This is a genomic window from Streptococcus sp. A69 (assembly GCF_058556195.1).
The window spans coordinates 653415-676070 of record NZ_JBZUJU010000001.1; the positions used below are offsets into that span (position 1 = coordinate 653415).

Sequence of the window (22656 nt, forward strand, 5' to 3'; positions counted from 1 at the left end):
AACGTGGGGAACGTCCAGTCTTACTGTTTTCAGACTGGATTCGTTGAGAGGATAATCTAACGACTAGGGATTGCAGGGCTCACACCATCTCCCGCTCGCTGAAAATATAGTTGGTTAGACTTTGTTCTCACATTTACTTTTATAGGATAAGAACAGATTCTTTGTTTGCATCTTCCTCAGTTGCTGCAGTAGTTTCTACGTCAACTGACTCTTCATGTTGTTCACTTTCATCTGTATGTTGATTTTGTTGAGCTTCAAACTCAGCCAATTCTTTATTTCCAGCCTCGATGCGAGCTTGCAACTCAGCAACCTCTTCTGGTGTGAATTGACGAGTCATATCAATTGGCTCTTCCTCTGGTTGAGAAGGAATAGTTTCACCAAGAACTTCACCCACCACTTCTTTAAAGGCTTCATCGCTTGTTTGAAGATACGTTGCTGTTGGGCGAAGAATGTCTTCCCAATCTGATGACTCAACAATAGCCAATTGACTTTCAATCGTAGACTTGAGGCGTTGATGGAATACACGACTCTTGTTCTTCAACTCTTCTGTCTCAACAGCCACTTTCTTAGCATTATCTGTTGCCTGACGGAGAATTTCATTTGCCTTGTATTTTGCTTCTTCTAGCAAACGCTGAGCGTCTTGTTCAGCTTGTTGAATAATATTGTTCGAACGTTCTTGAGCAGCCTGTTTGACACGCTCCGCAGTATCTTGAGCAATCAAAACTGACTGACTCAAGGAATCTTTCATCTCATCAAAGTAAGACAAACGTTCTTCCAAACTCTTGATGTGTGTCTCTTTGTCGTGATTACTACGAACCAAATCTTCATAGTCACGAACAACGATATCAAGAAATTCATCTACTTCTTCTGGGTCAAAACCTCTAAATCTTGTACCAAAGGTTTTATCTTTAATTTCTAACGATGTAATTGGCATACTTTTCCTCACTTACTTAATAATAATTGAATGCTTAATTTTATCTTGTCTTTTTTTGTCTGTCCATTGTCTTTGACAACTTTTAGACGGCCAAACTTTCTCACACTGATCAAATCCCCAACGGCAACCTGGTAATCAGATTTTTCAACCAGATGATAGTTTACCTGGACAGATTTTTTCTCAATTAGTTGACTGGTTTGATTTCTAGATAATTTCAAGGCACTTGATAAGAGGGCATCCAATCGAAAACTCGAAACTAAAATTTCTCGTTCTCTAAAGTCAATTTTAGATATAATCCTATCGGTAAAAGGACGTTCCTCCAGCGATACAGGAAGTCTGCCAATCTTTCTTATTCCATCCTGAAAAAGAGGAATAAAATCACGATTGACAAAAATCTGTGCTCTCTTTTCATCTACCAAGATATCACCAAATAATTTACGGTCAATTCCTAGCTGGTTGATGATTGTTCCCAATATTTTTCCATGGCTCAGCTGTTCAAACTTGCTCGGATAGCAAATTTCTAACAAGGTCATTTCAAAGTCTGATATTTCCGGTTCAAAGTAATCTGGATACAGAAGAACACGAACCGACTCCGTCGGAAGAAAATCACCACTACTTTGGCAACCCAGTCCATATGTCCCAGCTAGCACCCTCAAGATCTGTTCCTGATGGGGATTGATAAAAGGAGTAAGCACTGGTGCATATGTATCTTCTACCCGCTTGATCCACTCTAAACCCTTATCAATAAAGGGAATATCATCTTGGGAAAAATGCTGATAAATGGCTCGATTTACTGTCATAGTAATAGCACTAGTCGTGTTAAGAGATTTCCAACAAACTGGATTAGAATCAGCGCAGCCCAAACTGTAAAATCAAGACCAGCAAATTGTAGATTGAGCTTACGAAGAGGCTCGATAACTGGACGAGCAAGTCTGATGACTAAACGACCTAGTTGACTTTCATAGGCATTTGGAAACCATGAAAGAAGAGCAAATGCAACGAGAATGATGGAGTAAATGCTAACTGCATTTTGAATTAAACGGATTAAGAAAATCATTATCTTGCTCTATTTCGTTTAATATCAAAGCCGAACTCGGCACCTTGTGATTCGTCTGGAAGTTTGATATCCTCAATATTCACGATAACGTTGACAGGCGTCAATAGATACATCGTACTCGCAACTTTTTTCATATTTCCAGCCAAGACGTGACGGGCTCCGTCCAAGTAATCAAGGCAGCGGCGCGCTTGTACTTCTGTCATGTATTGGAAATCAATCAAGATGCTTTCATTTCCAGTTAACAAATCAACAATCTCAGTTGCATCCTCATACTTTCTTGGATAACGAACATCAATCGTCACTTTCTCATCTGAGTGATGGTTTTGCTTTGCCAACTCTTGTTGACGAGCATGGAGGCGAGTAATATTCGCATCTTTTACTGATCCCGGCTGAGCAGATGCTGGTAATCCTTTAGAAGATGAGATGGCTGGGCTAACTGTTTCCTCTTGTTGAGTCTGGTAGTTAGTCGTTTCTTCTCCATCTTCTGTAAAATAATCTATAAATTTATCGAATCTATCTTTTAAAGACATAGCTCTCTCCTATTTAAAAAATGCTGTACCGATTCGAACAAAGGTTGAGCCGAACTGAATCGCTTCTTTAAAATCACGACTCATTCCCATACTTAGCTCTGTCATCGGCATATTAGGGATTTGTTTTTCTCTAATTTCTGCTTGCAGAGCCTGCGTATCCTTGAAAATTTCTTTCAATTCATCACTGTCTGCCTCAAAAGGAGCCATGGTCATTAAACCAACATACTCAATCTGATCTAACTTAGCCAATTCTGGCAAAAGTTCTAGCAATTCTTCTTTTGAAAACCCATGCTTGCTTTCTTCCCCAGAAATATTAACCTGCAAGAAACACTTGATAACATGATCTGTTCTCTTTTGAATTTCCTGTGCTAACTTTAGGGAGTCTAAAGCATGAAAGTAATCCACATATGGGATTACTTCTTTTACTTTCCGTCTCTGTAGTGTTCCTATTAAATGCCAAGTGACTGGGTAATCTTTCAAGGCCTGATATTTTTCTAAAAATTTATCAACTCGATTTTCACCGATATGATGGATGCCAAGCGGAAGCAAGGCTTCCGCTGTTTGTACATCTACATATTTTGTCACTGCGATTACTGAAACAGCATCTAGATTACGGTTGGCTTTTTGACTAGCATCAGCAATTTGCTGAAAAACTAATTCAGTGTTTTTTTTCAAATTCATTGATTAACGATTTTTGAAGAATGGAGGTGTATCCAATTCATCCTCATCTTGTGAAACTGGTGTTTCAAAGCGTTCAACTGGTGAAACAACGGGATCTGTTTGGCGAACAATTGACTCACGGCGCAAGTCCCAATCTCCAAAAGCAGATGCTTGGTTGGTTTCAAAGCGACGTGGACTTGATTTAGGCAGTTCTGCTGTCTCTTTCAAGTCGAATTGACGGTCAAATGTGTGTGCTTGTGGAGTTTTAGTTGATGGTCGACCAACTGGTTGGTTGGTAGCAGACCCGACTACTTTTTCTAGTCGTTCTTGACGAACACCTGTCGCTACAACAGTCACACGGATTTCATCCTTCATGCTTTCGTCGATAGATGTTCCAAGCCATATATTTACACCTTTGCCAGCTGCTTGATTGACAATTTCTGAAGCTTCTTCTGCTTCAATCAACGTTAAATCAAGACCACCAGTAACGTTAACAATCACATCTTCGGCGCCATCGATAGTTGTTTCAAGAAGTGGAGAGTAAATTGCTTTACGAGCTGCTTCAACAACGCGCTCTTCACCACTACCAATACCGATACCCATAAGGGCATTCCCTTTGTTTGCCATTACAGTCTTCACGTCAGCAAAGTCAAGGTTAATCAATCCTGGGTTCGTGATCAAGTCAGTAATCCCTTGAACACCTTGGCGAAGAACGTTATCTGCTTCACTAAGAGCTTCAAGAAGCGGTGTTTTCTTGTCAACAATTTCAAGTAAGTTATTGTTAGAGATAATCAACAAAGTATCAACATGCTCGCGAAGTTCATTAATTCCTTCTACAGCGTACTGACCACGTTTGCTTCCTTCAAATCCGAAAGGACGTGTCACAACACCAACTGTAAGAGCACCAAGATCTTTAGCGATACGTGCAATAACAGGGGCAGCACCTGTACCAGATCCACCACCCATACCAGCAGTGATGAAGACCATGTCTGCACCGCTGATTGCTTCCGTCAAAGCTTCTTCGCTTTCTTCTGCAGCTTTACGTCCAACTTCTGGACGACCTCCAGCACCCAAACCACGAGTCAATTTGGGACCAAGTTGGATAACGGTTTCTGCTTTCGTACTGCTAAGTGCTTGTACATCAGTGTTGGCTGCGATAAATTCTACACCAGCAACACCTTCGTCAACCATGCGGTTGATGGCGTTACCACCACCACCACCGACACCAATTACCTTAATAACTGCGCCTTGAGCTGCTGCTGTATCAAATGAAAATGTCATAATTTCTTATCCTCTTTTATTCATCAAACATGCTTCCGATTAAACCACGGAAACGTTCTGTTAGCTTCGGTTTACTTTGAGAACTTGCTTGGAATTCTTCCTTGGGAGCAACTGGAGCTTCCTGTACAGTTTCAACTGGAGTTGTCTGTGTTGGGCTTGGTTGCGCCACAGGATTCAAACGTTGATTTGGAATGCCAAAGTTGATTGGTTTTTGACGAAGGAATTCATCTCCTTTAACTGCTTTTTGAGCAAGAAGATTGACTTCAGTCAATTTACCAGCAAACTCAGATAAACTAATCACGTGAGCAAATGCAGGGTTGCGAATTCCAACCTGATTTGGAACATAGAGTTTTACTCGAACACCAAATACTTCTTGGGCTAATTCAACAACGCCCGGCAAAATTGCATTTCCACCGATAAGGACGATACCTCCTGCCAAATCCAACAAGTGTCTTCTTTCCAACTCTTGTTTGATTTGGTCAAAGATATGTTTGATACGTGCTGAAATAATTTCTGCCAAGTAGCTTTCTGTCACTTCAACAGGTTCTACTTCGCCAATTACTTCAACTTGGAAAGTTTCATTACTTGCAAGTGGAACGTAAGCTTCACCATAGTTCAGTTTCAAACTTTCTGCAATCTTTTGAGATGTTTTCAAGACTTTAGAAATGTCTTTTGTAACGTAATCTCCACCTTCTTGGTAGATGTTGGTGAATTGCAATTCTTGGTTGCGGATAGTCGCTACAGTAGTCTGACCTCCACCCATGTCAATGACAGTCGCACCAAATTCACGTTCGCCTTCATTGAGAACGGAGTTCACAATCGCCAAAGGTGAAATAATCACATTATCAACCTGGATACCAACACGTTCGACCGTCTTGCGAAGATTGTGTAGAATCGTACGAGGACCTGTGTAAAGCAGACCACGCATTTCCAAACGGACACCCATCATACCACGAGGGTCACGGATTCCTTGGAAACCATCCACGATGAACTCTTCAGGAATGAAGGTAATCACTTCACGATCAGGAGTCATGCTCTTTGTCAAAGCTGATTTAACAACATCTTCAACATCCTGATCTGTGATTTCTTTTGTATCTGATGTTACAGGAATCATTCCTTGTGTTGGTTCGACCTGCAGAAGATTTGCTGGAAGACCAACGTTGACAGACTTGATAGAAATGCCTGCTTTCTCTTCTGCCTGTGTGATTGCGGATTTGATTGCCGAAGCAGCCGCTTCAATATCAACAATAATTCCGTCTTTTACACCTTTACTTTTGGCATTACTAACACCAATTACATTTACTTCGCCATCTCTATGCTCAGCAACTAACACCTTAATGGAGCTAGTTCCGATATCTAAGCCTGTAAAAAAACCATCTCTAGTCATTACATCGCATCCTCTCTATCTTCCAAGTTTCTCACTTCTATTTAATAACTATGTTTGGGCATAGCTATTCAAAGAATATTATAACACAAAAAAACTAATCATGCTTAGTTTTTCGTAAATTTCCTGCATGTTTTTTGAGAACATATTAGAAAATTTTTCTTCTGGAAAAAGTTTTTGATGTTCTTGTCAACAATTCGATAACATTTATAACCCATCAAAAAAAGAAGGTCTTTTTAGACCTTCTCTTGAATAAATTCTTCCGATTTTTGCTGTAAAAAAATCTCTAGCAATTTTGCTGTTACGCAAATTGCTATCACGATAACGCTCGAAACAATAAGGTAATTCAAAAGTTGTCCGTGATTTCCAACAAGTGGCGGTCTCGTTAAGAAACCATAATCCCCACTGACAACTAAATTAACAACCCATATCAAAGCGTTCAAGGTGAAGGTAATCACCGCTACATTTTTGAAGTTGAGCAGGGAATCTTCATAATTCTTAAACAAGTATAGGAGCGCATTCCCCAAAAGTGCCACGTGCCCGATGATAAAGGACAGGATGGTCACGTGTGGAAACGGATAAGGGTCAAAGAGTGGGTATGCCAGAGCTGCAGTTGCTCCAAAGGTTCCTAGAAGGGCAAAGTATTGCTTGTACTTGGAAGTTCCTGGAATCAAGAGCATGACAAACATGGCGATACGGCAATGATAGAAGGGCAAACTTTCTGATAAGGGCATTTGATTCCCCCAATACCAGCTATACAGAACAATCAGTTGAAGAGACTGAAGGATCTGAAAAAAGCGCTGGTAAGCCACCTTGTCACGGTAACGATATGAAACATAGAAAGTAAGAGCCAATAAACTTAACAAACCAATATACCAGTGGAGTTCAAACTGGGGCGGTTCTGATATCTGTGTGGTAAATAATTGTTCCCACAAATTCATATTCTATTCCTCATTCATCTAGCCAGAGCAGTAGAAAGTTCACTACTCTAGTTTTTAATTTTTTTAAAAAGCTTGATTCTATACTAAGCATAGAACACTTGCGTCTTAAATTCGCAACCTATTATATCATTTGTATTGCAGAAATGCACTTTACAGACACCCTTTTTTGATTTGTCGACTTCTCTAGCACAAACTAATCGACATATTGGTCTCTTTGTCCTCTATAAACTTGCCAAAGAATCTCCATTTGCTCCTTGGTGATGCGTTTTTCAGATAAGGCCGGCAGTTGGTCAATAGCAAAAAATTGAAGCTCAGCAATCTCTTGATTTTCTTGAAATTGTCCATCAAAAAGCTTACATTCAAAGACAAACTTTGCATATTGTTTGCTCTGTAGTTGGAAACGATTAGTGTCAAAAACTGCAAGTAACCTTTCAGCTTTTGCTGTAAAACCAGTTTCTTCTTCAATTTCCTTAAGAATATTTTCGGTTGGAGAATAGCCAACTTCACCAAAACCACCTGGCAAAGCCCAACTATCCTCCCCTTTTCCTCTAACTAAACAGACTTTTTCATCCTCAACAATCCAAGCACGGACGTCCATCAGAGGAGTTGCATAAGCGGACGTTGGTTTCAAGACTTCTGCCACTTCTTCTGCATCGAGGTCTGATACCTGATTCAACATTTCAGATAAAAGGCTTCGCAAGTCTTCGTAACGCTCGCGGTCAAAAGGATCTTTTGTAAAGGTTAATCCAGTATCTGTAATGGCAATCATTCTTTGCAGATACTTGGCAAAATCACTTGCATTCATTTTCTAAACTTTCTACCAACCTGGCTAGATTCATGGAGTTAGAGCCTTTGAGCAGGATTTGATCATTCGCACCGAGACTTTCCTTGACTTGCTTTACTAGGTCTTCAAATTGGTCCTCGTCGGCTGTTTTTTTGAAGTAATAAACGTGGCCGATTGGGAACATTTGACTAGCCAGTTGTGCCAATTCGGCAATGTCTTCTCCGTAAAAAATAACGGTATCCAACACATCTGGGGAAAGACTTAAAATCATCTGGTTATGGAGTTGAACAGACTGGTCGCCGAGTTCCTTCATGTCTGCTAGAACAGCAATTTTCTTTCCTCCTTCGTTGGCTGGGATGGCAGAGAATGTCTCCAAAATCAACTTCATAGCAGTGGGATTGGCATTGTATACGTCAGAAAGAATATCTGCTCCATTGGCTGCTTTCTTCCACTCAGTACGATTGCGGGTCAATTCTAGGTTCTGGAAAGCCTGACGAATCTGTTCCTCTGAAACTCCTTCTTGTAGAGCCACATAAGCAGCAATCATAGCATTGGTGGCATTGTATTTACCTGTCACTGGCAAATCGAGAGCTTTTCCAAAAAAATTAGCCTTAAAGGTCAGACTATCCTTGCGTTCGACCAAGTCTGTGATTTCCAACTCTGCCCCTTGCCCAAAACGGACCACTTTTTTATCTGTAGGCAAGTAATCCTCTACAATCGGGTCAGCTGGTGCCAAAAGCAAAGAACCTGGTACCATACCATCAGCAATTTGCATCTTCCCTTTAGCAATTTCCGAACGGTCTTTGAAAAAAGCCAAATGAGCTTCTCCAACCAAGGTCACGATGGCTGTTTTTGGATGGGCCAATTCAGACAAGAGATGGATATCCCCCAAGTGATCCTGTCCCATCTCCAAGACCAACTTTTCTGTTCCCTCAGGCATATGGAGAACCGTGTAGGGAAGGCCAATCTCATTATTGTAGTTGCCTTGGGTTTTGTAGGTTTTGTAGGTTGTTGATAGTAAATGTGCCAACATATCCTTGGTCGTCGTCTTGCCATTTGAACCTGTAACTGCAAAGACATCAACAGCCGTTTTTTCAAGATAGTAGGCTGCAAGGGTTTGAAAGGCAGTCAAAACGTCGTCTACTAGAATGTAGGGATGATTTGCAACCTCTTTCTCAGACAAGGTTACTGCTGCACCATTTTCAAAGGCTGTTTCGATAAAGTCATGACCGTCACGCGCTCCTTTAAGTGGCACAAACAAATCACCTGTCCCAATCAAACGACTGTCAAACTCTGCTTTTTCTAACTGAGCATCCGCAAAAAGACTAACGTCATTTTTAGCTCCTACAACTTGGGCCACTTCATGGATCGTTAATTTCATTTCTACTCCTTTAAAAAGGGTTGAAGTCCGAGAACTCTAGTCACCATGCAGTGATAGTTCTGGCTTCTACCCTCTCTTTCATTTTTATAGCAAATGCGCTTCACGCTTGTCAAAACTTTGCTTAGCAAGGTCAACCAAATGCTCGATTAGTTCTGGGTAGCTGATTCCCATATTGTCCCAAAGTAGTGGGTACATAGACCACTGGGTAAAACCTGGCATGGTATTGAGCTCGTTTAGAAAAATCTCGCCCTTATCTGTATAGAAGAAATCACAACGAGACAAACCGAGGCCACCGATTGCACGGAAGGCAGTTTCTGCATTTCGACGCATGATAGCTACCACATCATCACTGATTCTAGCCGGGATATCCATAGTAATCTTGTTATCGATATATTTGGCATCATAATCATAGAAGGCAACATCCTTGACCACTTCACCTGGCAAAGTACTCTTAACATCGTAGTTGCCCAAGAGACCAATCTCGATTTCACGCGCATTCACACCTTGCTCTACCAAGACACGGCTGTCATATTGGAAGGCAAGTTCCAAAGCTTGGCGGAGTTCTTCTTGGTTTTCAGACTTAGAAATACCGACACTTGACCCCATGTTTGATGGTTTTGTGAAGACTGGATAAGTCAATTTTTCTTCAATTTCAGCGATTTTAGCAGTCACATCATCACCTTCGACGACGGCCACATAAGGAACTTGGGCAATCCCTACAGATTCTAGAACTCGCTTGGTCGTAATTTTATCCATGGCAAGACTAGATGACAAGATATTGCAACCTACGTAAGGCATTTTTAAAACTTCCAAGAATCCTTGAACAGAGCCATCCTCTCCCATTGGGCCATGAAGAACTGGAAAGACCACTGCACCTTCTTCGTAGATGGCACTTGGTGCAACTTTCTTATTCCAATCAATCGTTTCATTGGTCATGAGACGATCCTCTTGACCTGGAGTCTGGCTAAATTCCTGAGTCTTGATAAAGTCACCTGACTGGCTGATAAAGAAAGTCTTGACTGTGAAACGGTCGTAGTTGACCGCACGCATGACACTTTCAGCTGACAATACAGACACCTCACGTTCTGCACTGCGTCCGCCGTATAAAAGAATAATCGTTTGTTTCATATTGCTTGTCCTAATTCTAATAGAATACTCGTTCTTTAGTATATCATATTTACTTTTTTTTTTAAAACTTGAAGCTAATACTAATCTTCAAAAAACATAAAAAGAGACCGATAAAAACAAAGTCGGCCTCCTTGATTTTTTGTATAGATGAATGGAGTTAGTAAATTGGTCTACACTTACAACTCTGTCCGATTTTCAATGGCTCGTAAGAGTGTGACCTCATCCGCATACTCGATATCTGCTCCCACGGCTAGTCCTCGTGCTAGACGAGTGACTTTGATACCAGCTGGTTTGAGCAAACGAGAGAGATACATAGATGTCGCTTCTCCATCTGCTGTCGCATTGGTTGCCACAATCACCTCTGAAACCTCACTATCCATGAGACGGGTCATGAGGCTCTTGAGATTGATATCGTCTGGGCTGATGCCATTCATAGGAGAAATGAGTCCATGCAAGACGTGATAGAGTCCGTGGTATTCTTGGATATTTTCCATAGCAGCCACATCGCGACTATCCTCTAGCACCAAGATCGTTGTCTGGTCTCGAGTCGGATCTGTGCAGATAGAGCAGGGATCATCATCGGTCAAGCGACCACAGATGGAACAATAGGTCAATTCCCGCTTGGCAGATAGGAGATTTTTTGCAAATTCATTGACATCGTCATCAGACATTCCAATGGTATAGAAGGCGAGACGAGTAGCCGTTTTGATCCCGATACCTGGAAGCTTCGAATAACTATCAATTAACTTGGCAATAGGTGTTGGATACAGCATAAGTTCCTTTCTAATTCATTGGATGTTGTTGGTGATAAAGATTGATAATGTCGCGTGCAATCGAAGGTCCGACACCGTTTGTAAGGTTGGTGTTATGAGGAAAGACGACTGCGACTGCGATTTGGGGATTTTCGGTCGGTGCATAGGCGACTGCGTTGGTATTATTGGCTTTTTGACCGCCATTAACGTAACTTTCGGCAGTACCCGTTTTCCCACTGATGGAAACGGCTGCGCCATTTGAAAAGGCACGACCAGTTGTCAGAGCACTCGTTCCATGCGAAACTTGATAGAAACCTTGCTGCAAGATAGCCATATCTGATTCTGAAATATTGACCTTGTTTAGTTCCTTAGTGGCTGTTTCTTGAACCAGACTACCTAAGCCACCTTGGTCATTGTTTCCATAAACCCCTTCAACGATGTGAGGAGCCAAACGTACGCCATTGTTTGCAATGGTTGCGACATACTGGGCCAATTGCATAGGAGTGTAGTTATCAAACTGCCCAAAGGCATTGGTGATGTAATTAGCAAAGCTATACTCTTTGGGAACAAATCCAGTAGATTCATCTGGTAGGTCAATTCCGGTCGCAGCCCCCAAGCCATATTCGCCAAAGGTCGCACGAAGTTTTCCCATAGCTGTTTCCAAATTGCTGGTTCCAACAAACATATTTGGTTGATAGGTCTGGCCCATGATTCCAAGAGCGGTTTGAACCATGTAAGCATTAGATGAATACTCCAAGGCTTCCACAGCTGTAATAGGAAAAGATCCATATGCCAATTTATACCAAGAATAAATTGGAGCTGAACCTTGGAAAACAATAGGCTGATCTGTTAAGGTTTGGTTTCCTGATAAAACACCATTTTCCCAACCTGAGCTGATGGTAGCGGCCTTAACAACCGAACCGGGTACAAAGACATTGGTCACAGTTCCCAAGGAATCAGGAGTCAACTCTCCCGTGTTCAGGTCATGTTTGATCCCTGACATGGATAACACAGCACCTGTTTTAGGATTGAGGGCTACGGCGTAGACTCCTTCAGAGTATTTAGCTCCACCGTTACCCAACTCTGAGTTGAAGTAGCTCTTGAGTAGGTCATCTACACCATTCTGGAAAGTTAGGTCAATCGTTAGTTTGATGTTGTTTCCTTTGCTTCCTTCTTCAACATTTTCCACACTTTCCATATTTCCGTGTTTGTCGAGGTGGATTTCCTTGACGGAGCGTTTGCCTTGGAGAACATCTTCATATTGCTTTTCAAGATAGGAAGTACCCACTCGGTCATTGAGAGAATACCCTTTTTTAAGATAGGCATCGACTTCCTCTGCTGGAAGACCTGATTTTTCACTTGATACACTACCTACAATTGAAGACAAAGAAGTGTCTAGGACTTTTCTATCCCATGAGGTTGAAATACTGATACCTGGTAATTCCTTGGACGCTGATGCAACGAGAGCAACTTGGGTATCATCTAAGGCATCCGTAGAAATGGTACCCGTCGCAAAATTTTCAACGGCATTGAGCTGACTAAAGAGATAGATTTCCTTTTTCTGGTCATCTGTATAATTGAGTTGACTCGCATCAATACTTTCAACCGCATTATTGTAGAGAGTCGCTTCAGATAAGCGGTTCCCATCTGAATCCAGGCGTTTATCACTTGGCAAGGATTCGACTGTTTTTTTGTAAACGTCCTGGTCCGCCAAGTAGTAGTCTGCAATCTGACGGTCTGTCAAATTAGGGGAGGTTACATTCACATATGTGAGAAGTTTCTTGGCTGTCTCCTTCAATTCAGCTGCTGTCATTTTATTGTTTCGGGTGAAAGAAACAACTTGCTTGACAGTGTTTTCTACCAAGGGTTTCCCTGCTGCATCATAGATTTGCCCACGAGCTGAACTGGTTGTTACCCTTGTCTGGCTGGCTGAGGCCAATTTTGTTTCATAGAAATCTTTATTGAGCACCTGCATGTATAACAATCGACCAATAATGGCCATAAACAACAGGATAACAATGGCAAACAGTAAATTAAGCCGAATAGGAATCGAATGACTATTGAATTTTCTCATACAACTAAGACTCTTTTCTAGAAAAATTTCCAATTTTCACCTTTATTTACATATAAAATAATAGAGCAAACAGGTGAAGCTCAGTACTTTTCATTGTACCATATTTTACGGAGAAAGACTTGGAAAAGTCAAAGCATTTTTTGACTTTCAACTGAAAATGCCTTTTTATTTGGTTATCCTAACTTCTATGATATAATGATAGTAATAGTTAGGAAAGCGTTAACCTTTAAGACTTTGACTCATAAAAAGGAGCCTCATGAACAAGCCAGACATCGCAACCATAATCGACCTCCATTTTGAAGAATTAACCGAGCTTGAGCAAGAAATCGCTCGCTATTTTTTACAAGCTGAAACGATCCAAGATGATCTTTCTTCTCAGCAAGTTACCCAGAAATTACATATCTCCCAAGCAGCGCTGACCCGCTTTGCTAAAAAGTGTGGTTTTACAGGTTACAGAGAATTTGTCTTTCAATACCAGCATCAGGCGGGTAAACAGGACACTCATTCGCACAAACATAGTCCTTTGACCAAACGTGTTTTGCGAAGCTACAGTATCATGCGAGAACAAACACAGGATTTGATTGACGAAGAACAACTGGAACGAGTCGCCCATTTAATCGAAGATGCTGAGCGTGTCTACTTCTTTGGAACAGGCAGTTCCGGTCTTGTCGCTCGTGAAATGAAATTGCGTTTCATGCGTCTGGGTGTGGTCTGTGAAGCCTTAACCGATCAGGACGGCTTTGCATGGACGACCAGCATCATGGATGAAAATTGTCTCGTACTCGGTTTCTCACTTTCTGGTACAACTCCTTCTATTTTAGACAGTCTATTAGACGCAAAAGAGATGGGGGCGAAGACTGTACTCTTTACAAGTGTTCCCAATAAAGATAGTCAAGCCTATACCGAAACAGTCCTTGTGGCAAGCCATAGTCAATCTTCTTACATCCAGCGTATTTCCGCTCAACTCCCTATGCTCTTCCTTATAGATTTGGTTTACGCCTACTTTTTGGAAATCAATCGTGAAAGCAAGGAGAAAATCTTTAATAGCTATTGGGAAAATAAAAAACTCAATGGCTATCGTAGACAAAAACGCGTTAGAAAATCCTAGTTTGGTTGAACCAAACTAGGATTGTTTTGTTTTGAAATGATAATAGGCACCCAACATACCTGCTGTGTTTTGGTGATGGGCAAATTCTAATCGTGTTTTTTCAGCTAGGCTTGGCACCAAGGCCGCCTTCAAGGCTGTGCGGATCTTCGGTTTGAGGATAGCCTCTTGCCCCATGATCCCGCCACCGAGAATGACCACTTCTGGATTGGCAACGTAGCAAATATTTGCCAGACCTTTCCCAAGGTAGTCTACCATGCGGTCAATACCAGCCATACAAATCTTGTTTCCTTCAGTAGCTTCCTTGAAAATGCGTCGGCCATTCCACTGATCAACTGGATCGCCATGACCTGTTGCTACATATTCTACCAAGGCTGTCGTAGAAGCCAAGTCTTGGAAAGCTCCATCCTGCATGTGCATATAACCAACTTCGCAAGCTGAGTTGCTAAATCCATGGAAAACTTTCCCATCCATAATCAAGCAACCACCGATACCTGTTCCAATGGTCAAACAAAGTGTCACACTCGCTCCCTTGCCTGAACCAGATACTGCCTCAGCAAGACCTGCACAGTTGACATCATTTTCAATTTCGCAAGGAATCGCAAAGCTAGTCTCGATTTCCTTCTTGAACTGGGTTCCTGCATAGTTGGGAATCTGAGGACCAGCATAGAAGATTTCACCCTTATCAGGATCCACCATCCCTGCAGAAGAAATGGCAACACCTGCTACTGGGCCCTTTTCTAAATAGCTGGCTACGATATCTTTTGTCTTTTGTAAGATATGGGGTCCACCCTTATGCGCCTCAGTTGGCATTTCATGCGATTCAACAAGTTGGCCTTCTTGGTCGATCAAACCATATTTGATGTTGGTTCCGCCAATATCAATTGCAACGTAGTGTGTCATAAATACCTCCTTATGGATTAGAGGAAGCGCTCCTTGGTTTCACGAATCAATTGCGCTGCTGCTTCTACAACTGGTCGATCTTTTTCAGTCACTGGTGTCAATGGTGAACGAACTGATCCAATGTTAAGTCCCTCATTGATTTTCAAGACTTCTTTGATCACACCGTACATATTTCCATGTGCAGCAGTCAATTTACCAATGATTGCGTTGATAGCATACTGCAATTCACGCGCTGTTTCCAAGTCTTTTTCAGCAATCAACTGATTTAGTTTCAAGAAGAGTTCTGGCATCGCACCATAAGTACCACCGATACCAGCTTTGGCACCCATGAGGCGACCACCTAGGAACTGTTCATCTGGACCATTAAAGACGATATGGTCTTCCCCACCAAGGCTAACAAAAGTTTGGATATCTTGAACTGGCATAGAAGAGTTCTTCACACCGATAACACGAGGATTTTTCAACATTTCAGTGTAGAGACTTGGAGTTAAAGCAACTCCTGCCAATTGAGGAATGTTATAAATCACGTAGTCTGTATTTGGAGCTGCAGAACTGATATCGTTCCAGTATTTAGCAACTGAGTATTCTGGCAAGCGGAAGTAAATCGGTGGAATCGTTGCAATGGCATCTACACCCAAGCTTTCTGCGTGGCGAGCAAGTTCCATACTATCTTTGGTATTGTTGCAGGCAACGTGAGCGATGATAGTCAATTTGCCCTTGGCAACTGCCATGACTTCTTCCAAAATCAACTTGCGGTCTGCCACACTTTGGTAGATACATTCACCAGAAGAACCATTGACATAGAGACCTTGAACACCCTTATCAATAAAGTATTGAACCAAGGCACGCGTACGCTCTGGACTGACTTCTCCTTGATCATCATAACATGCGTAGAAGGCTGGAATGACACCTTCGTATTTTTTCAAATCTGACATAGATTTTCTCCTAAGATTTCTTTTTTTCTGCTGAGAGCAGTTCTATTTTTTACAAGTTTAGTATACACCTTGTGAAAATCGCTTTCAATATCTTGTATACACTTAGATTTTAGTTTCTACTTGTATTTTAGAAACTGTAACGATTGAAAGTAGTTTCAGAAACAAGCCATCCTACTGATATTTGGCAAAAATTTTCTCCATCAAACCTGCTTGGAGAAAGACTAGCAAACCAAAGCCAAAGAGGATAAAGGCTGACCCACCCAAAAGGAGAGTGAAGGCGGATAGATAAAGAACCATCACTATGAGAAAGAGAATGGCTAACATGAGGAAAAACCATGGAAAGTTAAAACTTGCCAAGATAAGCCCTTTTTGCAGCACTTCTTTCCAAGACAAATCATAGCGCGCAGCGATGGGATAGCTAGCCAGCATCACGAGAGTGAGGAAAATGAGAATCCCCAAACAAATAGCTTTCACAACCTGGAAAGGCAAAGCTGTCTGACCCCAGAAGAGATAGAGATCTAGAAGGCTCAATGACACAATGCCTAACTCCAGCAAACCTAACTGGAAACCCAGTTTCAGATTTTGCTTGAAGGCTCTTAGATAAGTTCTAAAGACTGGTACCCGTCTGCTTCTCTTAATCTCAAACATGGTCTCGTAAAGGCTGATTTTAGCCACTCCAATCGTCACGATGGGCAAACAAGAGACGACAAAAAGAAGGTTGACTGTCACGATATCCAAGACCTTCTCACTGAAACGCATGAGAAAATTATCTGTATCAAATGCTGCCTTGATAAGGCTTACTCCTTTTTGTGCCATGTTTACTCCTCCTGATTCTTTTAATCAATCAAAATTTTAAAGAGATACTTGCGAACTTTTTCTTCCATCCCTGCGTAGCCATTTGGCTGGTGAGGTTCTCCTGGGAAGAAAATCGCAAAATTGTGATAGCCCAACAAAAGTGGGTAACGTTCATGACAATGGACAAAGCCAATGTCGCTCGCTTCATCGAATGCTACTGCCTCGTCTTTGATACGTGAACCGTAGCTCGAATATTCATGCCCTGCTACCAGCAAATGCAAGTCTGCATAGTTCTTATGGTGTTCAAATTGATCATTTTCAGCTTGATTGAGGACATTTTCCTGAACAACTAGAAAGACCTTGTCTCCGTCAACTTCATACTTACCGAGTTCGAAAGAATCCTTACGGTGCTGATAGAGATAGTCGATAGCCTTGTCTAGATTGGGATGGATACCCTTGTAAAAGGCGATGTTTTTCAAATCGTCAAAAATCATACTGTTTCCTTCGTTTCTGATAGTTAACTAAAATCATAAATTAAGTTGATAAGTGTCTGACAAAACTTCACGAAGTAACTGCATACTCTCCATTTTGTAGACACTTATAACTCTGTATTCTCTTATACTCAATGAAAATCGAAGAACAAACTAGGAAGCTAACCGCAGGCAATACTTAAGTATGGCAAGGTAACGCTGACGTAGTTTGAATTCGATTTTCGCAGAGTATTATCCTTTAACAGCTCCCATAGTAATACCCTGAGTGAAGGATTTTTGGAAGACAAGGAAGACTGTTACGATTGGCACGGCTGCAAGGGCTGCACCTGCCATAATCAAACCGTAGTTGGTTGCCATTTCGGCCTGCATGGTCGCAACCCCGAGTGATATAGTCAAGTTTTGACGTGAAGTCAACATAACCAACTGCATAAAGTAGTCGTTCCAAGTATTGATGAAGGTAAAGATCGCAAGAGCTGCAAAGCCTGGTTTCACGATAGGAAAGGCTACGCTCCAGAAGGTACGAATCTCACCACAACCGTCGATTTTAGCTGATTCAAGCAATTCTGTAGGGATGTTTTCACTGAATTGTTTCATAAGGAAAACCCCGAATGGCCATCCGATCAAAGGTAAAATTACTGCCCAAAGTGTATCGTGAATTCCCATGAAGTTGACGATACGTACCAATGGTACAAGGACAACTTGTTTTGGAAGAGCCATGGCAGCGATAAAGACTGCAAAGAGAATGCGTTGACCATAGAAACGTTTCTTAGCCAAGACATAACCTGCTAGAGAAGAGGTTGCACACACTAGGAACATGGTTACCAGTGAGATAAATACAGAGTTCCACATCCACTGCATAGCAGGGTTTTGCACCATGAGTTGTTGGAAATTCTCCATGGTTGGCATTTTAGGGAACCATTGTGGTGGAATCATAATGGTATCAGGCTGTGATTTGAAGGCCCCTGTCAAGATCCAGTAGAATGGAAAGATGAACAGTACGGTCAACAAGAGCAAGATAATCGTTGAAATAACAGTGAAAGCTGTTAAAGGTTTCTTTTGTGTAGGTTGCATAACTGTCTCCTTTCTTTAGTATTCTACGTCGTTTCCGAGGATCTTGAATTGAGCAAAGCTGACAATGGCAATCATCACTGCTAAGAAGACACCGATGGTATTGGCATAGCCGTACTCTGTCAATTGGAAGGCTTTTTCGTAAAGGTAGTACATCAAGGTACTTGTTGAGTAGTTTGGACCACCAGATGTCAACAACTGAATCAAGGCGAAACATTGGAATGAGTTGATGGTTGTGATGATTGCGATGTAAAGAGTTGTTGGAAGAAGGCTAGGCCATTTGATCTTCCAGAAGACTTGAAATTCAGTCGCACCGTCAACACGCGCTGCTTCAACAAGTGAGTTATCAATATTCCCCATAGCAGCGATATAAAGGATAATCGGTTGACCAACAGATGTTGTCAAAAGGATAATCATAATCGCTAGCAAAGCCCAGTTTTTGTCACCCAGCCAAGAAATGTTTTGGCTGATGATGTGGCTTGACTTAAGGACAAAGTTTAAAATCCCTGATAGTGGATCATAGATCCATTTCCATACAACCGTTACGGCAACACTACCTGTAACTACAGGAAGGAAGAAGACGAAACGATAAAAAGAACGGGCAATGGCATTTTGATGATAGGTTTGAGATGCTACAAAGAGAGAGAAGAGAACCACAATCGGAACAGATCCAATAACCAGGATAACGGTATTGATCAAAGACTTCACAAAGACAGGGTCTTTAAACATGCGAATGTAGTTGTCCAAGCCCACAAACTCAAATTTAGTCATGGAGTAGTTAAAGAAACTTGTAATGAATCCCATAATCATAGGAGCCAAGACAAAGATGACAAAGAAGAATAACACTGGTGCTAGGAAAGCGTAGGAAATCACTGTTTCCCGCATACGAATTTTATTGACTTTCACAGTCGGCACCTCTCTTTCAAATAGAATAGTTTTTGATTTTCTTGAACTGTTTTAAAACCAAAATGAAATTTTTTAAGATTCGCTTATGTAAGAACTTCATTTTAATTTCGTGACAGTTCCTACCATTTCAAACAAAAGTCCCCCTTTTCTTACACCATAGTGCACAGGGAAAAGGGGGGAATCAATCTGACTTAGTGCTTATTGTTTTGTAGCTTTTTTGATGGTTTCGTTAGCTTTTTCAGTGAAGGCTTTCAAAGCATCCGCTGGTTTTTCGTCACCATTTGATACAGATTGCAACATTGGGAACCAAAGTGTTCTCATTTCAGCAAATCCATCGATAGTGTTGTAGTATGGTGAGTAGTATTTAGTCCAGCTGCTGATTGTTTCCATACGTTTGTCTTCATAAAGTTTGCCAAATGAAGTACGAACTGGGAAGGCACCTGTACGAACAACGTCTTTAGGACCCCATTCTTTGTCATCAGCGATGAATTGAACGAATTTCTTAGCAGCTGCGACTTTCTTGTCATCTTTGTTGTTAAATACTGCAAATCCGTTTACAAGGTATTCAAGAGATGGTTTCCCAGAGTCTGATGGGAATGGTACTTCTACCACGTCTACCTTACTTGCTTCCAAGAGTTTCGCTTGGATACCGTTTTGAGCTGGTGCCCAAAGGATTGTATATGAAGTTTGACCGTTCGCAAAGTTTTGGATATCTGCTCCACCGTCAAATTGTGAACCATTGTTCAACAAACCGTCTTTAATCCAGCTAGCAGCTTTTTCAAGACCTTTGACAAATTTAGGATCGTCGGTTGTATATTTCGTTACTTTTTCATCTGTTACAGAACCGCCATAAAGGTTTGCGATGAAGGCACGTGTTCCTTGGTCTCCCCCTTGACCAGAACTGAACAATGAACCTGGTGTATAGCCTTTATCTTTAAGCGCTTTCAAAACTTTTTCAAAGTCATCAGTTGTCCAACCTTCTTTTACAAGGTTTGCAACTCCAGCATCTTCCAACATTTTCTTGTTCATAGCCATGTAGAATGGAGCTGAACTGATTGGATACATGTAAGCTTTGTCACCAGCCTTACTTGCTTGTACGATGTTTTCGTTGTTGACATCTTTGACAAATTCGTCTGTGAAGAGGTCGTTCAACTCAGCCAATTTACCATTTTTACCGTATTGGATGATACGTCCTGGTGCGTCAAAGAGTACATCTGGCGCTGTCCCTGCTTCGATAGCTGTTGTAATCTTTTCTGGACCTGACTTGAAGTCGATGGTTTCCAATTTCACTTTTACATCTGGATTTGCTTTTTCAAAAGCTTCGATGATTGATTTTTCATAAGTTCCAACACCGTCACCCGTTTTTTCTTGTGTGAAGACTGGGAATGCCCACCAAGTGATTTCTGTTTTTCCGCTATCGCTACCAGAATTTCCCGCATCTTTACTTCCACCAGAGTTACCACAAGCTGCAAGGCCAAGAATCGCAGCACCCGCAAGTACTGTACAAGCTAGTTTTCTAAATTTCATTTGTATTCTCCTAATTGATAAGCGTATCCATATTGGATAATGAGTTCTTTGTATTTGTATACGTTTTTATTTTGTTCGACGCATCGACCACTCTCCTCTGTTTTGAGATTATGTTATTTAAGACCGGCAACAAAGCGTTCCGTAATCTCTTTTGGTCTAGTAATCGCTCCACCAACAACGATACCTCGCACCCCATATTCAAGGATTTGCTTAGCTTGTTCTGGTGTATGAATTTTCCCTTCAGCGATGACATCCACACCGGCTTCACACAGCTTTTTGATCAGTTCAAAGTCTGGACCATCCACTTTCGGACTATAAGAGGTGTAACCTGACAGGGTTGTTCCAACAAAATCAATTCCGGCTTCAACTGCTGCTATTCCCTCTTCAAACGTGCTGGTATCAGCCATTAAGAGTTGATGCGGATATTTTTTTTTGACTTGTCGGATGAAGTCTTGGATTTCCAAACCGTCGTAACGTTCACGTTTGGTACAATCCAGAGCAATGACCTCAATGTCTAGTTCAGCCAGTTCATCAACTTCTCTCATCGTAGCTGTAATGAAAGGCTCCTGTGGCGGATAGTCACGTTTGATAATCCCGATAATCGGAAGTTTCGTAACCTCCTTAATCTCCTTGATATCGCGAACACTGTTTGCTCGGATACCGACTGCTCCACCTTGCTCAGCCGCTTTGACTAGCAAGGGAATGACTCCTCCCGCTTCTGTATAAAGCGGTTCGTGAGGAAGTGCCTGGCAAGAGACAATGATTCCATCTTTGATTTGTTCAATCAAGGCTTCTTTGCTGATCTGTGGCATCCTCTTTCCTCCCTTTCTTGTTCTTATGGGCTTATTATATATCATTTGTTAAGCGCTTTCAATAGGTTGTGATAGAATAGATTTCAGTTTCAAAACTATTTTATAGAACAGACTATCCTGAAAGTAGTTTCAGAGAGCCATCTATTTTAAATAATTTTTATTAAAAAACAAAAAAGAGAGCTCCTGGGCTCTCTCATTCATTATCTTGCGTACTTAAAAGGAATCTCACTACCACAGAGCCAGTTATAAACTTGGTCATTGACAAAAACATTCATGGCTTCGTGGGCATACTCAGGCATGATGCGATAGGCCTTTTCGCAAATTAGACGATTGTAAATTGCAAACTGGGTAATAGGATAGCAAACATCGTCATCCAAGCCCGTAATCATCTTGACCTCACCTTGAATGCGATGGGCAAGATTTTTCACATCGATGTAGGCAAGGGTCGCCATGATTTCCTCCTCTGTTTCATGGAAAGGATCGTGGAACTTGAAATAACGGAAGAGTTCATCATAGGCTTCACTGGTATTGCCAATCTCAATCACTCGTCTAAAGTCAGACAAGAAAGGATAGATGGCAACTGTTTTCTGAATCCTAGGATTGAGCGCCGCTGCAACCAGGGCTAAAGCCCCTCCCTGTGAGGCGCCATAGCTAGAAAGTCTTTCCTCATCTACCTGAGGTAGACTAGCAACAATTTCGATCAACTGGTAAATATCCAGATAGACATCCTTATAAAAGAGATGTTCCCGACCTTCCACAGCACCACGGATGATATGCCCCTTCACCGTATTTCCTAGTGGAGAGCGCAAGCCGTCTTGCGAATAGCCCGACTGGCCCCGCACATCCATGGAAACAACACCGTAACCAGCCACCGTATAGGCCAGCATGTCAGCCCAGTCCCAACCACGCCCCATGTATCCATGGAAATGGAAGATTAGCGGAACCTTCTCCTCAGTCTTTGGAAGGACGACGCGTGCATAGACCTTGCCTTCATTAGTTCCCTCAAAGGTCAGTTCATAGCACCTTACTTGAGGAATATGGAAATCCTTTTCCTCCCACTGGTAGGCAGGAAGGACTGAAACTTTTTTGACTTCCTCATTCCAAAAAGCATCAAAATCTTCTGGGACCTCATCCCTTCCTTTATAAGTCTTGATTTCTTCTAGCAAAACTGGGTTTTTCATAGCATGCTCCTTTTAATTTGTAATCGT

At 41.7% G+C, this 22656-nt stretch carries 23 protein-coding genes; 1 reads left to right on the top strand and 22 read right to left on the bottom strand.

Features of this window, described 5'->3' with window-relative positions; translation table 11 throughout:
- Positions 1-139: 139 nt before the first annotated feature.
- The 13 genes from AC4ME5_RS03340 to pbp2b form a co-directional block, all read right to left on the bottom strand.
- Positions 140-934, bottom strand: coding sequence for a DivIVA domain-containing protein (locus tag AC4ME5_RS03340; RefSeq protein ID WP_001123186.1), 795 nt, complete (start codon positions 932-934; stop codon positions 140-142).
- An 8-nt stretch (positions 935-942) separates the two neighbouring features.
- Positions 943-1734, bottom strand: a complete 792-nt coding sequence (locus AC4ME5_RS03345; RefSeq protein WP_000217811.1) for a YlmH family RNA-binding protein — start codon at positions 1732-1734, stop codon at positions 943-945.
- Positions 1731-1991, bottom strand: a complete 261-nt coding sequence (locus tag AC4ME5_RS03350) for a YggT family protein (RefSeq protein ID WP_000576501.1) — start codon at positions 1989-1991, stop codon at positions 1731-1733. The genes AC4ME5_RS03345 and AC4ME5_RS03350 overlap by 4 nt, the downstream gene beginning before the upstream one ends.
- Positions 1991-2521: a cell division protein SepF gene (locus tag AC4ME5_RS03355; RefSeq protein ID WP_009730430.1), complete on the bottom strand. Its 531-nt coding sequence runs from the start codon at positions 2519-2521 to the stop codon at positions 1991-1993. The genes AC4ME5_RS03350 and AC4ME5_RS03355 overlap by 1 nt, the downstream gene beginning before the upstream one ends.
- Positions 2522-2530: 9 nt before the next feature.
- A complete protein-coding gene (locus AC4ME5_RS03360) occupies positions 2531-3202 on the bottom strand; it encodes a YggS family pyridoxal phosphate-dependent enzyme (protein WP_001049621.1) in 672 nt (223 codons plus the stop codon).
- Between the two features lie 3 nt (positions 3203-3205).
- Positions 3206-4462: a cell division protein FtsZ gene (ftsZ, locus tag AC4ME5_RS03365; RefSeq protein WP_272155928.1), complete on the bottom strand. Its 1257-nt coding sequence runs from the start codon at positions 4460-4462 to the stop codon at positions 3206-3208.
- 16 nt (positions 4463-4478) lie between these two features.
- Positions 4479-5849, bottom strand: coding sequence for a cell division protein FtsA (ftsA, locus tag AC4ME5_RS03370; RefSeq protein WP_491799935.1), 1371 nt, complete (start codon positions 5847-5849; stop codon positions 4479-4481).
- Between the two features lie 233 nt (positions 5850-6082).
- Complete coding sequence (locus tag AC4ME5_RS03375; RefSeq protein ID WP_491799937.1) at positions 6083-6787, bottom strand: YwaF family protein; 705 nt, start codon at positions 6785-6787, stop codon at positions 6083-6085.
- Between the two features lie 193 nt (positions 6788-6980).
- On the bottom strand, positions 6981-7592 hold the full coding sequence (locus tag AC4ME5_RS03380; protein ID WP_491799939.1) for an NUDIX hydrolase N-terminal domain-containing protein: 612 nt from the start codon (positions 7590-7592) through the stop codon (positions 6981-6983).
- Positions 7579-8952, bottom strand: coding sequence for a UDP-N-acetylmuramoyl-tripeptide--D-alanyl-D-alanine ligase (locus AC4ME5_RS03385; protein WP_491799941.1), 1374 nt, complete (start codon positions 8950-8952; stop codon positions 7579-7581). Before AC4ME5_RS03385 ends, AC4ME5_RS03380 begins: the two co-directional genes overlap by 14 nt.
- A gap of 84 nt (positions 8953-9036) precedes the next feature.
- Positions 9037-10080 carry a D-alanine--D-alanine ligase gene (locus tag AC4ME5_RS03390; protein WP_491799942.1) on the bottom strand — a complete coding sequence of 348 codons (1044 nt, stop codon included), beginning with the start codon at positions 10078-10080 and terminating at the stop codon, positions 9037-9039.
- A 176-nt stretch (positions 10081-10256) separates the two neighbouring features.
- Positions 10257-10853: a recombination mediator RecR gene (gene recR / locus AC4ME5_RS03395; protein ID WP_000966754.1), complete on the bottom strand. Its 597-nt coding sequence runs from the start codon at positions 10851-10853 to the stop codon at positions 10257-10259.
- A 10-nt stretch (positions 10854-10863) separates the two neighbouring features.
- Positions 10864-12906: a penicillin-binding protein PBP2B gene (pbp2b, locus tag AC4ME5_RS03400; RefSeq protein WP_491799946.1), complete on the bottom strand. Its 2043-nt coding sequence runs from the start codon at positions 12904-12906 to the stop codon at positions 10864-10866.
- Positions 12907-13162: 256 nt separating this feature from the next.
- Here pbp2b and AC4ME5_RS03405 point away from each other — a divergent pair, with 256 nt between their 5' ends.
- On the top strand, positions 13163-14014 hold the full coding sequence (locus tag AC4ME5_RS03405) for a MurR/RpiR family transcriptional regulator (RefSeq protein ID WP_491799948.1): 852 nt from the start codon (positions 13163-13165) through the stop codon (positions 14012-14014).
- Positions 14015-14029: 15 nt separating this feature from the next.
- Here the strand turns inward: AC4ME5_RS03405 and AC4ME5_RS03410 are convergent, their stop codons facing one another.
- The 9 genes from AC4ME5_RS03410 to AC4ME5_RS03450 all read right to left on the bottom strand — a co-directional run bounded on the left by AC4ME5_RS03410 (position 14030) and on the right by AC4ME5_RS03450 (position 22629).
- On the bottom strand, positions 14030-14914 hold the full coding sequence (locus AC4ME5_RS03410; RefSeq protein ID WP_061588650.1) for an ROK family protein: 885 nt from the start codon (positions 14912-14914) through the stop codon (positions 14030-14032).
- Between the two features lie 17 nt (positions 14915-14931).
- Complete coding sequence (locus AC4ME5_RS03415) at positions 14932-15849, bottom strand: dihydrodipicolinate synthase family protein (protein ID WP_491799951.1); 918 nt, start codon at positions 15847-15849, stop codon at positions 14932-14934.
- A gap of 171 nt (positions 15850-16020) precedes the next feature.
- Positions 16021-16665: a YesL family protein gene (locus AC4ME5_RS03420; RefSeq protein ID WP_084868007.1), complete on the bottom strand. Its 645-nt coding sequence runs from the start codon at positions 16663-16665 to the stop codon at positions 16021-16023.
- A gap of 20 nt (positions 16666-16685) precedes the next feature.
- Complete coding sequence (locus AC4ME5_RS03425; protein WP_491799954.1) at positions 16686-17138, bottom strand: NanQ anomerase/TabA/YiaL family protein; 453 nt, start codon at positions 17136-17138, stop codon at positions 16686-16688.
- Positions 17139-17366: 228 nt separating this feature from the next.
- The gene (locus AC4ME5_RS03430; protein ID WP_001183243.1) at positions 17367-18206 is read right to left on the bottom strand and encodes a carbohydrate ABC transporter permease; all 840 of its coding nucleotides are present in this window, start codon (positions 18204-18206) and stop codon (positions 17367-17369) included.
- 15 nt (positions 18207-18221) lie between these two features.
- Positions 18222-19088 carry a carbohydrate ABC transporter permease gene (locus AC4ME5_RS03435; protein ID WP_161801140.1) on the bottom strand — a complete coding sequence of 289 codons (867 nt, stop codon included), beginning with the start codon at positions 19086-19088 and terminating at the stop codon, positions 18222-18224.
- Positions 19089-19307: 219 nt separating this feature from the next.
- Positions 19308-20636, bottom strand: coding sequence for an ABC transporter substrate-binding protein (locus tag AC4ME5_RS03440; RefSeq protein WP_045616794.1), 1329 nt, complete (start codon positions 20634-20636; stop codon positions 19308-19310).
- A gap of 113 nt (positions 20637-20749) precedes the next feature.
- Positions 20750-21448 (bottom strand): N-acetylmannosamine-6-phosphate 2-epimerase, encoded by a 699-nt coding sequence (locus tag AC4ME5_RS03445; RefSeq protein ID WP_061588654.1) that lies wholly within the window; start codon positions 21446-21448, stop codon positions 20750-20752.
- A 200-nt stretch (positions 21449-21648) separates the two neighbouring features.
- A complete protein-coding gene (locus AC4ME5_RS03450; protein ID WP_491799957.1) occupies positions 21649-22629 on the bottom strand; it encodes an acetylxylan esterase in 981 nt (326 codons plus the stop codon).
- Positions 22630-22656 lie beyond the last annotated feature (27 nt).

Bases quoted from the DNA above. Each gene is read 5' to 3' on its own strand.
- AC4ME5_RS03340 (WP_001123186.1), bottom strand. From the start codon at position 934: ATGCCAATTACATCGTTAGAAATTAAAGATAAAACCTTTGGTACAAGA.
- AC4ME5_RS03345 (WP_000217811.1), bottom strand. From the start codon at position 1,734: ATGACAGTAAATCGAGCCATTTATCAGCATTTTTCCCAAGATGATATT.
- AC4ME5_RS03350 (WP_000576501.1), bottom strand. From the start codon at position 1,991: ATGATTTTCTTAATCCGTTTAATTCAAAATGCAGTTAGCATTTACTCC.
- AC4ME5_RS03355 (WP_009730430.1), bottom strand. From the start codon at position 2,521: ATGTCTTTAAAAGATAGATTCGATAAATTTATAGATTATTTTACAGAA.
- AC4ME5_RS03360 (WP_001049621.1), bottom strand. From the start codon at position 3,202: ATGAATTTGAAAAAAAACACTGAATTAGTTTTTCAGCAAATTGCTGAT.
- ftsZ (WP_272155928.1), bottom strand. From the start codon at position 4,462: ATGACATTTTCATTTGATACAGCAGCAGCTCAAGGCGCAGTTATTAAG.
- ftsA (WP_491799935.1), bottom strand. From the start codon at position 5,849: ATGACTAGAGATGGTTTTTTTACAGGCTTAGATATCGGAACTAGCTCC.
- AC4ME5_RS03375 (WP_491799937.1), bottom strand. From the start codon at position 6,787: ATGAATTTGTGGGAACAATTATTTACCACACAGATATCAGAACCGCCC.
- AC4ME5_RS03380 (WP_491799939.1), bottom strand. From the start codon at position 7,592: ATGAATGCAAGTGATTTTGCCAAGTATCTGCAAAGAATGATTGCCATT.
- AC4ME5_RS03385 (WP_491799941.1), bottom strand. From the start codon at position 8,952: ATGAAATTAACGATCCATGAAGTGGCCCAAGTTGTAGGAGCTAAAAAT.
- AC4ME5_RS03390 (WP_491799942.1), bottom strand. From the start codon at position 10,080: ATGAAACAAACGATTATTCTTTTATACGGCGGACGCAGTGCAGAACGT.
- recR (WP_000966754.1), bottom strand. From the start codon at position 10,853: ATGCTGTATCCAACACCTATTGCCAAGTTAATTGATAGTTATTCGAAG.
- pbp2b (WP_491799946.1), bottom strand. From the start codon at position 12,906: ATGAGAAAATTCAATAGTCATTCGATTCCTATTCGGCTTAATTTACTG.
- AC4ME5_RS03405 (WP_491799948.1), top strand. From the start codon at position 13,163: ATGAACAAGCCAGACATCGCAACCATAATCGACCTCCATTTTGAAGAA.
- AC4ME5_RS03410 (WP_061588650.1), bottom strand. From the start codon at position 14,914: ATGACACACTACGTTGCAATTGATATTGGCGGAACCAACATCAAATAT.
- AC4ME5_RS03415 (WP_491799951.1), bottom strand. From the start codon at position 15,849: ATGTCAGATTTGAAAAAATACGAAGGTGTCATTCCAGCCTTCTACGCA.
- AC4ME5_RS03420 (WP_084868007.1), bottom strand. From the start codon at position 16,665: ATGGCACAAAAAGGAGTAAGCCTTATCAAGGCAGCATTTGATACAGAT.
- AC4ME5_RS03425 (WP_491799954.1), bottom strand. From the start codon at position 17,138: ATGATTTTTGACGATTTGAAAAACATCGCCTTTTACAAGGGTATCCAT.
- AC4ME5_RS03430 (WP_001183243.1), bottom strand. From the start codon at position 18,206: ATGCAACCTACACAAAAGAAACCTTTAACAGCTTTCACTGTTATTTCA.
- AC4ME5_RS03435 (WP_161801140.1), bottom strand. From the start codon at position 19,088: ATGCGGGAAACAGTGATTTCCTACGCTTTCCTAGCACCAGTGTTATTC.
- AC4ME5_RS03440 (WP_045616794.1), bottom strand. From the start codon at position 20,636: ATGAAATTTAGAAAACTAGCTTGTACAGTACTTGCGGGTGCTGCGATT.
- AC4ME5_RS03445 (WP_061588654.1), bottom strand. From the start codon at position 21,448: ATGCCACAGATCAGCAAAGAAGCCTTGATTGAACAAATCAAAGATGGA.
- AC4ME5_RS03450 (WP_491799957.1), bottom strand. From the start codon at position 22,629: ATGAAAAACCCAGTTTTGCTAGAAGAAATCAAGACTTATAAAGGAAGG.